The sequence below is a fragment of the Georgenia deserti genome (genome assembly GCF_042680605.1).
In the GTDB taxonomy this organism is placed as follows: domain Bacteria; phylum Actinomycetota; class Actinomycetes; order Actinomycetales; family Actinomycetaceae; genus Allobogoriella; species Allobogoriella deserti.
Genome location: NZ_JBHUEE010000002.1, coordinates 295,382 through 308,676 on the forward strand (window position 1 = coordinate 295,382; position 13,295 = coordinate 308,676).

At 71.7% G+C, this 13,295-nt stretch carries 16 protein-coding genes; 8 read left to right on the forward strand and 8 right to left on the reverse strand.

Annotated elements, in window-relative coordinates; all coding sequences use genetic code 11:
• Window positions 1-2: 2 nt before the first annotated feature.
• Window positions 3-1,817, reverse strand: coding sequence for a methionine--tRNA ligase (gene metG, locus ACFSE6_RS05025; RefSeq protein WP_388002923.1), 1,815 nt, complete (start codon window positions 1,815-1,817; stop codon window positions 3-5).
• 114 nt (window positions 1,818-1,931) lie between these two features.
• On the opposite strand from metG, the gene ACFSE6_RS05030 reads away from it, so the two are divergent.
• Together ACFSE6_RS05030 and ACFSE6_RS05035 are read left to right on the forward strand one after the other, a co-directional pair.
• Window positions 1,932-2,735 carry a deoxyribonuclease IV gene (locus ACFSE6_RS05030; protein WP_388002926.1) on the forward strand — a complete coding sequence of 268 codons (804 nt, stop codon included), beginning with the start codon at window positions 1,932-1,934 and terminating at the stop codon, window positions 2,733-2,735.
• Window positions 2,736-2,820: 85 nt separating this feature from the next.
• Window positions 2,821-3,429 (forward strand): isochorismatase family protein, encoded by a 609-nt coding sequence (locus tag ACFSE6_RS05035; protein WP_388002929.1) that lies wholly within the window; start codon window positions 2,821-2,823, stop codon window positions 3,427-3,429.
• A 6-nt stretch (window positions 3,430-3,435) separates the two neighbouring features.
• Here the strand turns inward: ACFSE6_RS05035 and rpsN are convergent, their stop codons facing one another.
• The 3 genes from rpsN to rpmB are packed head-to-tail and all read right to left on the reverse strand — an operon-like array spanning window position 3,436 to window position 4,144.
• The gene (rpsN, locus tag ACFSE6_RS05040; RefSeq protein WP_388002932.1) at window positions 3,436-3,741 is read right to left on the reverse strand and encodes a 30S ribosomal protein S14; all 306 of its coding nucleotides are present in this window, start codon (window positions 3,739-3,741) and stop codon (window positions 3,436-3,438) included.
• On the reverse strand, window positions 3,741-3,908 hold the full coding sequence (gene rpmG, locus ACFSE6_RS05045; RefSeq protein ID WP_388002935.1) for a 50S ribosomal protein L33: 168 nt from the start codon (window positions 3,906-3,908) through the stop codon (window positions 3,741-3,743). Before rpmG ends, rpsN begins: the two co-directional genes overlap by 1 nt.
• Window positions 3,908-4,144, reverse strand: a complete 237-nt coding sequence (rpmB, locus tag ACFSE6_RS05050) for a 50S ribosomal protein L28 (protein ID WP_388002938.1) — start codon at window positions 4,142-4,144, stop codon at window positions 3,908-3,910. Before rpmB ends, rpmG begins: the two co-directional genes overlap by 1 nt.
• Window positions 4,145-4,216: 72 nt before the next feature.
• Here rpmB and ACFSE6_RS05055 point away from each other — a divergent pair, with 72 nt between their 5' ends.
• Genes ACFSE6_RS05055 through ACFSE6_RS05065 form a run of 3 tightly spaced genes read left to right on the forward strand, consistent with a single transcriptional unit; the run spans window position 4,217 to window position 6,275 of the window.
• Entirely contained in the window at window positions 4,217-4,477 is a 261-nt protein-coding gene (locus ACFSE6_RS05055) for a type B 50S ribosomal protein L31 (RefSeq protein ID WP_388002941.1), read from the forward strand.
• The gene (locus ACFSE6_RS05060) at window positions 4,477-5,523 is read left to right on the forward strand and encodes a GTP-binding protein (protein WP_388002944.1); all 1,047 of its coding nucleotides are present in this window, start codon (window positions 4,477-4,479) and stop codon (window positions 5,521-5,523) included. Before ACFSE6_RS05055 ends, ACFSE6_RS05060 begins: the two co-directional genes overlap by 1 nt.
• Window positions 5,520-6,275, forward strand: a complete 756-nt coding sequence (locus ACFSE6_RS05065) for a class I SAM-dependent methyltransferase (protein ID WP_388002947.1) — start codon at window positions 5,520-5,522, stop codon at window positions 6,273-6,275. The genes ACFSE6_RS05060 and ACFSE6_RS05065 overlap by 4 nt, the downstream gene beginning before the upstream one ends.
• Window positions 6,276-6,312: 37 nt before the next feature.
• Here the strand turns inward: ACFSE6_RS05065 and ACFSE6_RS05070 are convergent, their stop codons facing one another.
• The 3 genes from ACFSE6_RS05070 to rsmI form a co-directional block, all read right to left on the reverse strand.
• Window positions 6,313-7,383: a CobW family GTP-binding protein gene (locus ACFSE6_RS05070; protein ID WP_388002950.1), complete on the reverse strand. Its 1,071-nt coding sequence runs from the start codon at window positions 7,381-7,383 to the stop codon at window positions 6,313-6,315.
• A gap of 20 nt (window positions 7,384-7,403) precedes the next feature.
• Window positions 7,404-7,883: a GNAT family N-acetyltransferase gene (locus tag ACFSE6_RS05075; protein WP_388002953.1), complete on the reverse strand. Its 480-nt coding sequence runs from the start codon at window positions 7,881-7,883 to the stop codon at window positions 7,404-7,406.
• 161 nt (window positions 7,884-8,044) lie between these two features.
• Window positions 8,045-8,908 carry a 16S rRNA (cytidine(1402)-2'-O)-methyltransferase gene (rsmI, locus tag ACFSE6_RS05080; protein WP_388002955.1) on the reverse strand — a complete coding sequence of 288 codons (864 nt, stop codon included), beginning with the start codon at window positions 8,906-8,908 and terminating at the stop codon, window positions 8,045-8,047.
• A gap of 61 nt (window positions 8,909-8,969) precedes the next feature.
• Here rsmI and ACFSE6_RS05085 point away from each other — a divergent pair, with 61 nt between their 5' ends.
• From ACFSE6_RS05085 to ACFSE6_RS05095, 3 genes are read left to right on the forward strand one after another with little or no spacing between them, the layout of a single operon-like run.
• Entirely contained in the window at window positions 8,970-10,787 is a 1,818-nt protein-coding gene (locus tag ACFSE6_RS05085) for a dolichyl-phosphate-mannose--protein mannosyltransferase (RefSeq protein WP_388002957.1), read from the forward strand.
• Window positions 10,788-10,847: 60 nt separating this feature from the next.
• Window positions 10,848-11,816 (forward strand): ERCC4 domain-containing protein, encoded by a 969-nt coding sequence (locus ACFSE6_RS05090; protein ID WP_388002960.1) that lies wholly within the window; start codon window positions 10,848-10,850, stop codon window positions 11,814-11,816.
• Window positions 11,813-12,628, forward strand: coding sequence for an SDR family NAD(P)-dependent oxidoreductase (locus ACFSE6_RS05095; protein WP_388002963.1), 816 nt, complete (start codon window positions 11,813-11,815; stop codon window positions 12,626-12,628). The genes ACFSE6_RS05090 and ACFSE6_RS05095 overlap by 4 nt, the downstream gene beginning before the upstream one ends.
• On the opposite strand, the gene ACFSE6_RS05100 is transcribed toward ACFSE6_RS05095, so the two are convergent.
• Window positions 12,615-13,286 carry a metal-dependent transcriptional regulator gene (locus tag ACFSE6_RS05100; RefSeq protein WP_388002966.1) on the reverse strand — a complete coding sequence of 224 codons (672 nt, stop codon included), beginning with the start codon at window positions 13,284-13,286 and terminating at the stop codon, window positions 12,615-12,617. The two genes, ACFSE6_RS05095 and ACFSE6_RS05100, sit on opposite strands and share 14 nt — an antisense overlap.
• Between the last annotated feature and the right edge of the window lie 9 nt (window positions 13,287-13,295).

A 13,295-nucleotide genomic window follows, 5' to 3' on the forward strand; every position in this document is an offset into this window, starting at 1 on the left:
GGTTACTCGCCCGCGGAGGTGAGGCGAGCGAGTTCCTCGTCCACGATCGCCTCATCCAGCTTGGTGAACACCGGCTTCGGCTTGGCCACCGGAGTGCCGGGCGTGACCGGCCGCGACCGCCACATGGGGTATCCGCCGTCGCCGTGGCGGTAATCACCGGTGATGACGGCGTAGCTACCCCGGTCGGGGTCGTCGAGGTCGGTGACCTCCTCGACCCGCGGCAGCGGCGAGACGTCGCCGTTGCCGCCCAGGACCCGGTCGACGTCGTTGGCGGAGTGCGGCAGGAACGGGCTGAGGATGGTGTTGAGGTCGGTCGCGACCTGCGCGAGCGTGTGCAGCACGGTGGCGAGGCGCTCCCGCTCCTCGGGCGCCTTGAGCCGGAACGGCTCCGTGCGCGTCACGTACGTGTTGGCCTCGCCGACCAGCCGCATGGCCTCGGCGAGAGCCGCACGCTGACGGTGCCGGGCGATGAGATCACCGACGTGACCGAACCCGCTCCGGATCTGCTCGAGCAGCGCGGTGTCGATCTCCTGGAGCTCACCGGGCTCGGGGATCTCGCCGAAGCTCTTGGCGATCATCGAGGCCGTGCGGTTGACGAGATTGCCCCACCCGGCGACGAGCTCGCCGTTGGTTCGGCGGACGAACTCGGCCCAGGTGAAGTCGGCGTCCTGGGTCTCCGGGCCGGCCGCCGAGATGAAGTAGCGCAGCGCGTCCGTCTGGTACCGGGAGAGCACGTCACGGACATAGATGACAACGCCGCGTGAGGAGGAGAACTTCTTTCCCTCCATCGTGAGGAACTCGCTGGAGACGACCTCGGTGGGCAGGTTGAGGCGCCCGTAGGTGCCGGGCTCGCCGCCCTTGGCCCCCTCCCCGTTCTGAGCGAGCAGTTCGGCCGGCCAGATCTGGGAGTGGAAGACGATGTTGTCCTTGCCCATGAAGTAGTAGGACAGGGCGTCCGGGTCGTTCCACCAGTGCCGCCAGGCGTCCGGGTCGCCGCTGCGGCGGGCCCACTCGATCGAGGCGGACAGATAGCCGATGACGGCGTCGAACCAGACGTAGAGGCGCTTGGTGGGCTGGTCCTCCCACCCGGGCACGGGGATGCCCCAATCGATGTCACGAGTCATCGCGCGCGGTCGGATCTCCTCCAGGATGTGCTTGGAGAAGCGGATGACGTTGGGACGCCACGAGCCGGAGGCCTCCCGCTCGTCCAGCCAGGCACCGAGCGCCTCGGCGAGCGCGGGCAGGTCGAGGAAGTAGTGCGAGGTCTCGACGAACTCCGGGATCTCACCGTTGATGCGGCTCCGCGGATTGATGAGGTCGGTCGGGTCCAGCTGGTTGCCGCAGGTGTCGCACTGGTCGCCGCGAGCGTCCGGGGCGCCACAGATCGGGCAGGTCCCCTCGATGTACCTGTCCGGCAGCGTGCGTCCGGTGGACGGGCTGACCGCGCCCTTGGTGACCTGCTCGACCATGTATCCGTTGTCCCGCACGGTGCGGAACATCTGCTGCACGACGGCGTAGTGATTGCCGGTCGTGGTGCGGGTGAACAGGTCGTAGCTCAGGCCGAGGGCGGCCAGGTCCTCGACGATGAGCCGGTTGTTCGTGTCCGCGAGCTCCTTCGCGCTCACCCCGGCGGCGTCGGCGGCGACCAGGATCGGGGTGCCGTGCTCGTCGGTTCCGGAGACCATGAGGACGTCGTGACCAGCCATGCGCATATAGCGGGAGAAGACGTCGGCCGGCACACCGAATCCGGCGACATGCCCGATGTGGCGCGGCCCGTTGGCATACGGCCAGGCCAGAGCGGAGAGGATGCGGGTCATGGTGGCCAAGCCTATTAGTGGCGCGGTACCGGTTCGTCCGCGCCACCTGGCGCCCGCCGGGGCGACGTCGGTCGTCGTCGGACTGTGTCTGTGCGTACATCTAAGCTCGAGGCCATGACGACGCGGCCACTGATCGGTGCACACATTCACGGCGGCGACCCGATCGCCGAGGCCACGGCGCGCGGCGCGGAGGCGGCCCAGATCTTCATCGGCGACCCTCAGGGGTGGAAGAAGCCCGTCGTCGACTACCCGGGCGGCGCCGAAGGGCTGAAGGCGGCCGCCGAGGCGGCGGGTATCACCCTGTATGTCCACGCGCCGTACGTCCTCAACGTGGCGACGACGAACAACCGGATCCGCATTCCGAGCCGCAAACTGCTCCAGCAGCAGATCGCCGCGGCGGCTGAGGTCGGAGCGGCCGGGATCATCGTGCACGGCGGGCACGTCCTCGCCGGTGACGACCCGGAAGTCGGATTCGACAACTGGCGCAAGTGCGTCGAACGCACCGAGATGCCGATCCCGGTGCTGATCGAGAACACGGCCGGGGGAACCAACGCGATGGCCCGGGGACTGGAGCGGATCGAGCGCCTCTGGGAGTCGGTACAGCAGGCCGAGGGCGATCAGCCGGTCGGCTTCTGCCTCGACACGTGCCACGCGTACGCCGGGGGTGAGGAGCTGGCCGGACTGGCGGACCGCGTACGCGCCGTCACCGGCCGGATCGACCTCGTGCACGCAAACGACAGCCGCGACGCGTTCAACTCCGGGGCCGACCGGCACACGAACATCGGCCAGGGCAGCCTGCCGCAGGACGAGCTGGCCGAACTCGTGCGAAGCGCGAACGCTCCCGTGATCGTCGAGACGCCCGGCGGCGCCGAGGGGCAGGGCGCGGACATCGCGTGGCTGCGGGAGCAGATGTCCTGAACCCTTCGGCCCCACATCGTGGCGCCGAGGCGGACAATGGAAGGGCACCAGCCGACCAGGAGGCGACCTCGATCGGAGGGATGACATGAGCACCACCGCGACCTCCGGCGTTCCCGGCGAGGAGCGTCGCGGCCTGATCCTGGTGGACGTCCAACCCACGTTCTGTGAAGGCGGTGCCCTGCCCTCGCCCGGCGCGAACGCCGTGTCCGAGCGGGTCGCACGATACGTCCGGGAGCGGGGGGCACGGTACGCAGCCGTGGTCACCACCCAGGACTGGCACATCGATCCCGGCGACCACTTCTCCGACGACCCCGACTTCGTCGACACGTGGCCGCCGCACGGCATCGCGGGTACCCCGGAGGCGGAGTTGCATCCGGCGCTCGAGGGGCTGCGGTTCGACGCCTCCGTGAAGAAGGGACAGTACGCGGCCGCCTACTCCGGCTTCGAAGGCACGGACGACGGCGGCCGGACCCTGGAGAAGGTCCTTCGCGACTTCGCCGTCACGGCGGTCGACGTGGTAGGCCTGGTGGAGTCGCACTGCGTCAAGGAGACCGCACTGGATGCGCACGAGCTCGGGTTCGCCACGCGCGTCCTCACCGACCTCACGGTCCCGGTCAGCCCGGAGCTCGGCGCGCTGGCCCGCGAACGGATGACCGAGGCAGGTGTGGAGCTGGCCGAGTCCGACCTGGGCTGAGCGGCCTCACCAGCTCGACTTGCGCACGCCGGGCAGCTCACCTCGCAGAGCCATCTGCCGGAACCGGATGCGCGAGACGCCGAACGTCCGCAGATGACCTCGCGGACGACCGTCGGCCACATCACGGTTGCGCAGCCGGGTCGGGCTCGCGTCCCGCGGGAGGCGGTGCAACGCCGCCATCGCCTCGTCCCGTTCCTCCTGGCTCAAATGGGGGTTGACCGAAGCCCGCTTCAGCCTGCGGCGCTCCTCGGCATACCGGGCCACGACCTTCCGGCGCTGCTCGTCCCGGACGATCTTCGACCGCTTGGCCATCAGCGCTCCTCGCGAAACTCGACGTGCCGGCGCACCACCGGGTCGTACTTGCGGATGACCATCCGGTCCGGGTCGTTCCGGCGGTTCTTGCGGGTCACGTAGGTGTACCCGGTCCCCGCCGTCGAACGCAGCTTGATGATGGGACGCAGATCAGTCCTGGAGGCCATCAGATCTTCTCCCCTCGCGCCAGCATCTGTGCCACCACCGCGTCGATCCCGCGCGCGTCGATCGTCTTGATGCCTTTCGTGCTCACCCGCAGCTTCACCGAGCGGCCCAGCGAGGGCACCCAGTAGCGCTTGGTCTGGATGTTCGGGTCGAAGCGGCGAGACGTGCGCCGGTGGGAGTGCGAGACGCGACGGCCGAACCGGGGTTCGGCGCCGGTCACCTGGCAGCGGGCAGACATGGTGTGAGGCCTTCCATCAGTCCTGTAGCGTAGTGAGAACGGTTCTCGTTATACGTCATCTGGAGGCCAGTTGTGAAATCCGGGATCCATCCCGAGTACGGTCCGGTCGTCTTCCGCGACGCCGCCGCCGGCTTCGCGTTCCTCACCCGCTCCACGCTCCGTCCGGAGCAGACGGTCGAGTGGGAGGACGGACGCACCTATCCCGTGGTCGACGTCGACATCTCCTCGGCGAGCCATCCGTACTGGACGGGCAGGTCGCGGGTGCTGGACAGCGAGGGCCGCGTCGAGCGTTTCCGTCGGCGCTACGGGCGAGCCCGGCGAGGAGGTGACTGATGGCCACCCCCGTCCTGACCTTGGCGAGCATCGACCCGGTCATGCGCAGCGCCGCCGCGAGCGCCCTGCTGTGCGACCTGCCCGGTGCCGTCGTCGTCCAGCACGATCTCGACGCCGAGAGCGGCAGCCTGCGGCGGGTGGTCTACGACCGCTCCGGCGTCGGCGAGGACGTGACGCACGTGCTCGACCATGCGTGCGCCTCGTGTGCGCTGCGCGAGGACATCGTGCCGACGGTCCTCGCCCTCGCTGCCGGCGATCCGCAGGCGGTCGTCGTCGCGCTGCCGACGGCGATCGAGCCTCTCCCGGTGGTCACGGCACTCGGCGGTGCGGAGCAGGTGACGGTCGCCGGCGTCGCGACCGTCGTGGACACGGACACGCTTGTCACGGATCTCATGGGGCAGGACATGCTCGCCGACCGCGGCCTCGCGGTCGGCGAGCAGGACGACCGGTCGGTGGGCGAGGTCGTCGTCCATCAGCTCGAGTTCGCCGACATGATTCTCACCGCTGCGGACGCGCCCGGGCCGGTGTCGCAAGCCATCATCGCCCACCTCGCCGGACCCGGTTCGTCCGTCCCGTGGGACCGCGCCCCGGTAGACCGTCTGCTCGCCGCACGGCCGACGCCACGTCGCGGTGACCTCATGCGGCTCGGCACCCCCGACGTCGAGTCCGACGCCGGGGTCTGGACGCTCGACCTCCGTTCGTGGCGGCCTCTGCACCCGCACCGTCTCCTGGACAACGCCGAGACGCTCGGCGCCGGGATGATCCGGGGCAAGGGACACTTCTGGGTTCCGAGTCGCCCGACTCTGGCCTGCGCGTGGGACGGAGCCGGCGGCCAGCTCAGCGTCGGCCGTCTCGGCACCTGGGAGCGGCGTCCGGAGACCCACCTGGTCATCACCGGTCTCGGCGGACGCCCGGCCGAACTGCGGCAAGCCTTTGAGGAGACGCTCCTCACCGACGCCGAGCTCTCGCGCGGTCTCGGCGCGTGGTCCGCCCGCGCGGACGGGCTCGACCCGTGGCTCGGCGCGCAGCAGGAGGAAGCGGCATGACGACGGCGGCCGAATTCTGGACCACGGGCGACTACGCCGTCGTCGGGGACCTGTGGGCACAACCCGGCCGCGATCTCGCGGCGACACTGGCGGTCCGTGATCGGGACGTCGTCGACCTCGCGACCGGGACCGGCGTGACCGCGATCGCCGCGGCCCGGCACGGGGCCCGCTCGGTGACCGGTGTCGATGTCACACCCGACCTGCTGCGCGAGGCCGTGCGCCGCTCGCGCGCGGCCGGGGTGGACGTCACCTGGATCGAGGCGGACCTGACCGACGTCCCCCTACCCACGGACTGCGCCGACCTGGTGACCTCGACGTTCGGGCTCGTGTTCGCCGAACCGGGCCCCGCCTTGGCCGAGGCGCGCCGCCTGGTCCGCCCCGGCGGCCGGGTGGTCTTCACCAGTTGGGCGGCGGAGGGACTCTTCGGCCGGATCCGACAGGCCCTGGCGCCGTACTTCCCCGGCGCGCCCGAGCCGTGGCACGAGGAGCGCGACGCCATCCGGTCGCTGGCCGGAGCCGACGCCACGGTCGAGGTCTCGAGCTTCACGATGACCATCGAGTCACCGGAGCAGTTCGTCTCGCTGCTGGAACGGTTCAGCGCCCCGATCGTCAACGGGGCGGCGAGCCTCGGTGACGCCTGGCCCAGCGCCCGACGCGACCTCGTCCGGGTGGTCGAGGAGGTGGCCGGCGACGCCGGCCCGGACGGTCATCGGGTTCCGGTCGACTACCTCGTCACCACGCTGTCCGGCTGACGGGTCGGGCCGGCGGCGTCACAACGCCCGGACGCCGTCACAGACTCAGGCGCCGTAGCCGCTGAAGACGCCGGAAACCGGCGGCGTCGGACGTCCCGGGCGCCGGCCGCAGCGCGGCACGCAACCGCTCGCGGACGGCGGCGGACTCCAGATGAGTGCCGATGGCCACGAGTCCGCCGCCGTCCGCCGGCCGCGCCGTGCGCTCCGTCGCCACGTGGACCGACGTTCCGACGACGTTGACCGCGTATGTCCGAACGGCCGACCGGGCGGGCACGGCTACCAGGCCCTTGAGCCGGTAGGCCTCCCGTGGCGGGTCCTCGAGGAGGTCGGCCAACGGCCCGGGCGCGACCGGCCCGTCCGCACGGACCGTCACGGACTCGGCGTGGACGTGTTCGTGCGGATGGCCGTCGGCATGGGCGTCGAGCATCAGCTGGCGGATCGGGAGCTGGTCCGGCTCGTCCTGCGTGGACGCGACGTCATAGAGCAGCTCCGGCGCGACGCGACCGCCGACGGCACCGACCACGTGGGCGTGCGGGTTGCGCCGACGCACTCGGGCGCCGACCCGCTCGACGACGACGTCCCGCTCCCCCGCCGGCACCCCGTCCAGCTTGTTGACCACGACCAGCGAGGTCGCGGCGTACCGAAGCGGCGGCTCGTCGTCGACGTCGACCGTCTCCTCGTGGTGGGTGGCGTCGACGACGTCGACGATCCCGCCCGGCCGGACCCGGTCGATGCCGCTGAACCGGATGAGCCGGGCCAGCGCCATCGGGTCGGCAAGGCCGCTGGCCTCGATGACAATCGCGTCGAGCGCCAGGCGCGGATCCGTCAGGCGGGCGAGCGCGAAGTCGAGCTCGTCGGTGTCACTGACGCAGCACAGGCAACCACCTGAGATGGACGCCGGCTCGTCGACCTGCCCGGTGACCAGGCCGGCGTCGACGTTCAGCTCGCCGAAATCGTTGACCACCACGCCGATTCGTGCGCCGGGGCGGCGCAGCAGGTGGTTGAGCAGGCTCGTCTTCCCGGCGCCGAGGTACCCGGTCAGCCCGATGACGGGCACCGTGCCGGCGCGGGCGGGGGCGGCCGGGGCGCGGACGTCGGAACGAGACACGGACCGACAATAGTTCTCATCTAGCTGTGCGTCAGGTCGCGCCGCATCACCCACCTCCGGCGGTGCCCGCTCCGCCCTGTGGTCGGCGCCGCCCGCGTAAACCCGTGCGCCTCAAACAGCCGCGTGGTGCCCACATAGCCACTGATGACGTCGACACGCTCGCCGTCCCCGACCTCCACCGGATAGCCCTCGACCACCTCGCCGCCGTGCGCCCGCGCGTGGTCGACGGCGCCCTCCAGCAGCGCGTGCATCAAGCCCCGTCGTCGATAGCCGCTGCGGACCACGAAGCACACGGCCACCCACGCGTCGCGCTCGTCCACGAACGGGATGGTGCGGGAGTTCATCAGGCGCCGGTAGGTGCTCCGAGGCGCGATCGAGCACCAGCCGGCGGGGACACCGTCGACGTAGGCCAGCACGCCCGGGCCGGGCTCGTCCTCGCACAGGGAACGCATGAACGCACCGCGCTCCTCGGCGGGCACCCGGGAGTCCCGGTACGACATGCACCAGCAGCCCTTGCCGCCGGGCTTCTTGACTCCGACGACCTCGTAGAACCCGTCATAGCGTCCGACGGCGGAACGGACGTCGACGGTGAGCGGACCGGTCTCGGCTCGTGCCCCATGGCGGAACCGTAGAGCGACCCGCTGACACGGGCCCAGGCCTCTCACTGCGCCGAGTCGCCGATGGTCGCGCGCGCGGCCAGCGCCGCCTCGTACAGCTCCCGCTTGCGCAACCCGGACTGCTCGGCGACCGTAGCCGCCGCGTCCTTGAGCCGCACACCGTTCTCGGCCAGCGCCAGCACGTCACCGACGTGGTCGGCCACGGAGACCGCGGGAGGCTCTGCTCCGGCGACCACCACCGTGATCTCGCCACGGACGCCCTCTGCGGCCCATGTCGCGAGCTCGGACAGCGGGCCACGGCGGACTTCTTCGTAGGTCTTGGTGAGTTCGCGGCAGACCGCGGCCCGCCGGTCCGGCCCGAACGCCTCGGCCATGGCCTCCAGCGTCTGCGGCAGGCGGTGCGGCGCCTCGAAGAAGACCATCGTGCGCCGCTCGTCGGCGAGCGCCTGCAGGGTCCGCGTCCGCTCCCCCGGTCTGCGGGACGGGAAGCCCTCGAAGCAGAACCGGTCCGTCGCGAGCCCGGAGAGCGCCAGCGCGGTGAGCACGGCGGACGGACCGGGCAGGACACGGACCTGGACGCCTGCCTCGGCTGCCGCGAGGACGAGGCGGTATCCGGGGTCAGAGACGGATGGCATCCCCGCGTCGGAGACCACGAGCACCTGCGAGCCCTCCTGGGCGGCGGCCACCAGCTCGGGCGCCCGGCGGGCCTCGTTGTGCTCCTGATAGCTCACCACACGGCCCGCGACCTCGACCCCGAGGCGGCCGGCGAGCGCGCGAAGGCGCCGGGTGTCCTCCGCGGCGACCACGTCCGCCTCGGCGAGCGCACGGCGCAGCCGTGGCGGCGCGTCGTCGACGTCACCGATGGGGGTGGCAGCGAGCAGGATGACGCCCGGCGACGCAGATGACATGACCCTCAGCCTGTCACGACCGCCGTGCGCCCGGCGTGCGCCACCGACCTACACTCGCCGGGTGAGCACGCCCGATCCCGCGCCGGCGCACGGCGCAGCGCGGGACCCGGACGGCGGACCGGCCGAGGTGCGATGGCACCGCACCGACACCGAGCCGGTATGGCGCCCCGGAACCACGGTGCGCCGGCCACCCCGCTCCGAACGGGACATCGACGAGGATCTCCGCGGCCGCCTCGGCCTCCGGCGCCGCGGCCAACGCCTCGACCCGGCCACCCGCCTGTGGGGCTGGCTCGGACCGCTCGCCGTCACGGTGCTCGCCGCTGTCATGCGCCTGGTGAACCTCAACCACCCGGGCCGGTTGATCTTCGACGAGACGTACTACGTCAAGCAGGCGTTCTCGCTCATGACCCTCGGATACGAGGGCGACTGGCCCGCCGAGGACGACGACGAGAAGGACGCCATCAACGCCCGGTTCGCCGCCGGGGACTACTCCGACCTCTCCACCGAGGCGGACTACGTGGTCCATCCGCAGCTCGGCAAGTGGATGATCGCCGTCGGGCTGCGTCTCTTCGGTGCCGACAACGGCGCCGGCTGGCGGTTCTCGGCCGCGCTCGTCGGGGCGCTGTCCGTGCTCATCCTCGCCCGGATCGCTCTCCGGCTCTTCGGCTCGGTGGCCCTCGCCACCACCGCCGGCCTCCTGCTGGCGATCGACGGGATCCACCTGACCATCTCGCGCACGTCGCTGCTCGACGGATTCCTGGCCTTCTGGGTCCTCGTGAGCTTCTGGTGCCTGCTCCGGGACCGGGAGAGCACCCGGGCCGCACTCGCCCGCCGGGCCACGCCACTGATCGCCGCCGAGGAGGCCCGCGCGTTCGAGGCCGGCCGGGCGCCGCGGTCCCTCGCCACCGTCCCGCCCGTCGGCATCCGGTGGTGGCTCGTCGCGGCCGGCGTCGCTCTCGGGATGGCCTGCGGGGTGAAGTGGTCGGGTATCTACGCCGTCGCCGTCTTCGGTGTGGTGGCGTTCGCGTGGGAGCTCGCAGCGCGACGGACGGTCGGCGAGCGCCGTTGGCTCACCGGCTCCGTGCTGCGCGGCGGCGTCCCGGCCTTCCTCGCGCTCGTGCCGACCGCCGCCGTGACCTACGTACTCACGTGGGCGTCGTGGTTCGCAAACCCGGACTCCTACCGCCGGCAGTGGGCGGCCGACCTGCCTGCCGCCGGCGAGTCCGTGCCGCGGGGCTGGCTGCCCGACGCGCTGAACTCCTGGTGGGAGTACCACCTGGTGATGTGGGACTTCCACAACTCCCTCGAGTCGGAGCACACCTACGCCGCACATCCGGCCACCTGGCTGTTGCAGCTGCGCCCGACCTCGTTCTTCTGGCCCGCAGACGAGGAGGCGCCACCGCCCGAGGCCTGCGGCGCCGACCGGTGCGTCGAGCAGATCACCAACCTGGGCAACCCGCTGATCTGGTGGCTCGCCGCGGTGGCGCTCGGCGTGCTGCTCCACGCGGCGATCGCCGGCCGGGACTGGCGCGCATGGGCGATCCTCGCCGGTTACGGCGCCATGTACGTGCCGTGGTTCGCCTACGCGCACCGGACGATCTTCACCTTCTACTCCGTCGCCTTCGTGCCCTACGTCGTGCTATGCCTGACCTTCGGCCTCGGCTGGGCCACCGGCATGCTCGGCCCGCCGGGCCGCCGCAGGGAAGGGCTCCTGTCCGCGGGTGAAGCCGCCCGCCCCACCCGCGCCGGATGGGCGATCCTCCTGACTGTCACCGGCCTCGCCGTGGCGGCGGCCGTGTTCTGGTGGCCGCTGTGGACCGGCCAGCCGGTCTCCTACGACTTCTGGCGCGGGCACATGTGGCTGCCGAGCTGGATCTGAGGGGTGGATCTGAGGATTGGATCCGAGAGTTGGGTCCGAGGGCCCGGTAGCGTGACGCACGTGCCGGAGGACTTCCTCATCGCGCGGAACCCGGAGGACGGCAGCCGTCTGCCCTACCTGCTGCGCATCCCGCTCGGCTCGGAAGGCATCGTGCTCAAGGCGCGGGAGATCTGGCCGCGGACGGCGAAGGTGTACTGCCACCGGGCCGCCGGGTGGCCGCGGCAACCGGAGATCCTGCAGCAGGTGCCGGTCCGCTCGTGCGTGCGGCGCGGCGCGGCGATCGATCTGGTGCTGGACCGTGCCCGGGAGAACCGCTCGCAGTTCGTGCTCACCCGGATCCGCGGCGGACGCGAGGCGATCTTCTGGCAGACCGCCCGCACCGCCAAGCAGGCCCGGCCGCGCGGGTCACTGCCGACCGCCCGGGCGAGCGGACTCAGCGAGCTGGAGATCCTCGTCGACTCCCGCGAGCGCTACGCCTGGAAGTTCAGCCGGCAGCAGGCCACCACGACCGTCCACGCACTACCGGCCGGCGACTACGCGGTCCGGGCCGACGGCGGCGAGGTGGTAGCCGCCGTCGAGCGCAAGAGCCTGGCGGACCTGGCCGCCACCCTCACCGGCGGAAAGATGCGGTACCTGCTCGCCGAGCTGGCCGAACTGCCGGCGGCCGCCGTCGTGGTCGAGGACCGCTACTCCCGGATCTTCCAGCTCGACCACGTCCGGCCCGCCGTCGTCGCCGACGCGCTCGCCGAGTGCCAGGCCCGATTCCCCGCGGTGCCGGTGATGTTCTGCGAGACCCGGCAGCTCGCCCAGGAGTGGACCTACCGCTTCCTCGCCGCATCGCTGCGGGAGTTCGCCGACACCACCACCGGCGCCGACCGGGTCGCGGGCCTGCCCACCGGTTCCGCGGCCCCGGCCGCGGACGTGCGAGCCTGGGCACGCGAGCAGGGGTACGAGATCGCCGACCGCGGCCGCCTGCCGCATGAGATCGTCGCGGCGTTCGACCGGCGCCACGAAAGGAGCGAGCCATGAGCGTGCGCGGCGCGCGTGTTCTCATCACCGGTGCGACGCGCGGCATGGGCCGGTTGTTCGCCCACCGGGCAGCCGACGAGGGCGCAACGACGATCGTCCTGTGGGGGCGCGACGCCGATGCGCTGGACGAGGTGACCGCCGAGGTCGCCGGACCGGGCCGCGAGGTGCGCAGCGCCGTCGTCGACCTCACCGATCCCGGGCGGATCGACGACGCGGCCGCCGCGCTGCTCGAGGAGGGGACCGCGCCCGATGTGCTCGTCAACAACGCCGGCACGGTCGCCTCGAACGCCTACGCCTGGGAGCAGGACCCGGACGCCGCCGACCGCACCGTCGCGGTCAACACCCTGGCGCCGATCCGGCTGACCACCCGGCTGCTCCCGGCGATGATCGACGACGTCCCGCGCCCGAAACGGATCCTCACCCTGGCGTCCGCCTCCGCCCTGCTGCCGATCCCCCGGATGGCCGCCTACGCCGGCTCCAAGGCCGGTATCGCGCACTGGTCGGAGTCCGTACGCCTGGAACTGGCCGCGGCCGGCCACGACCACGTCCGGCTGACCACGTACAACCCGTCCTTCGTCGACACCGGGATGTTTGCGGGCGCGCGCGCACCGTTGTTCACGCCGATGCTCACACCCGAACGTGCGGCGGACATCGGCTGGCGGGCGATGCTGGACGGGCGGCCGGTGGCGGTCGCGCCGGCCAGCGTGCACCTGGCGCGGATGGCTCGAGCGGTCCTGCCGACCGCGGCGTCGGACGCGCTCGCCCGGTCCATGGGCGTGCACGATTCGCTGGAGGCCTTCACGGGGCGATGACCCAAACGGCCTCCGCCGCCGCCAAACCGACCTCGACCGGATCCTGCGCACCGGCGAGTCGGAGCGAAACCGTGCCGGCGAAGTCGCGGCGGTCGACGACCTCGAGCTCGGTGTCCAGCGCGATCCCGAGGCCGTCGAAGTAGCGCAGCACCTGTGGGTCGACGTCGGAGATCCGGGCAACCCGGACCCGTTCGCCCGGCTCGGCGAGATGGAGCTGACGCGCCGGCGGTGCCGCGACGCTGCCGTCCCGCCGTGGGATCGGGTCGCCGTGCGGGTCCCGCTCGGGATGCCCCAGCCGGGCCTCGAGCGCGTCGACGAGTCGGTCGGAGACGGCGTGCTCGAGGATCTCGGCCTCGTCGTGGACCTCGTCCCAGCCGTACCCGAGGTCGGCCACGAGGAACGTCTCGATGATGCGGTGCCGGCGCACCATGGCCAGCGCCGCGCCGCGTCCGGCGTCGGTGAGCTCGATGGCGCCGTAGCGGGCGTGGGTGAGCAGCCCTTGTGCGGTGAGCTTCTTGACCGCCTCGGAGACGGTGGAGGCTGAGTTGCCCAGCCGGCGGGCGAGCAGCGTCGTCGTCACCGGCTCGGCCGACCACTCCTGCGCCGACCAGATCACCTTGAGGTAGTCCTGGTTGGCGGCGGTGAGCTCCCCGATCACGGCGACCAC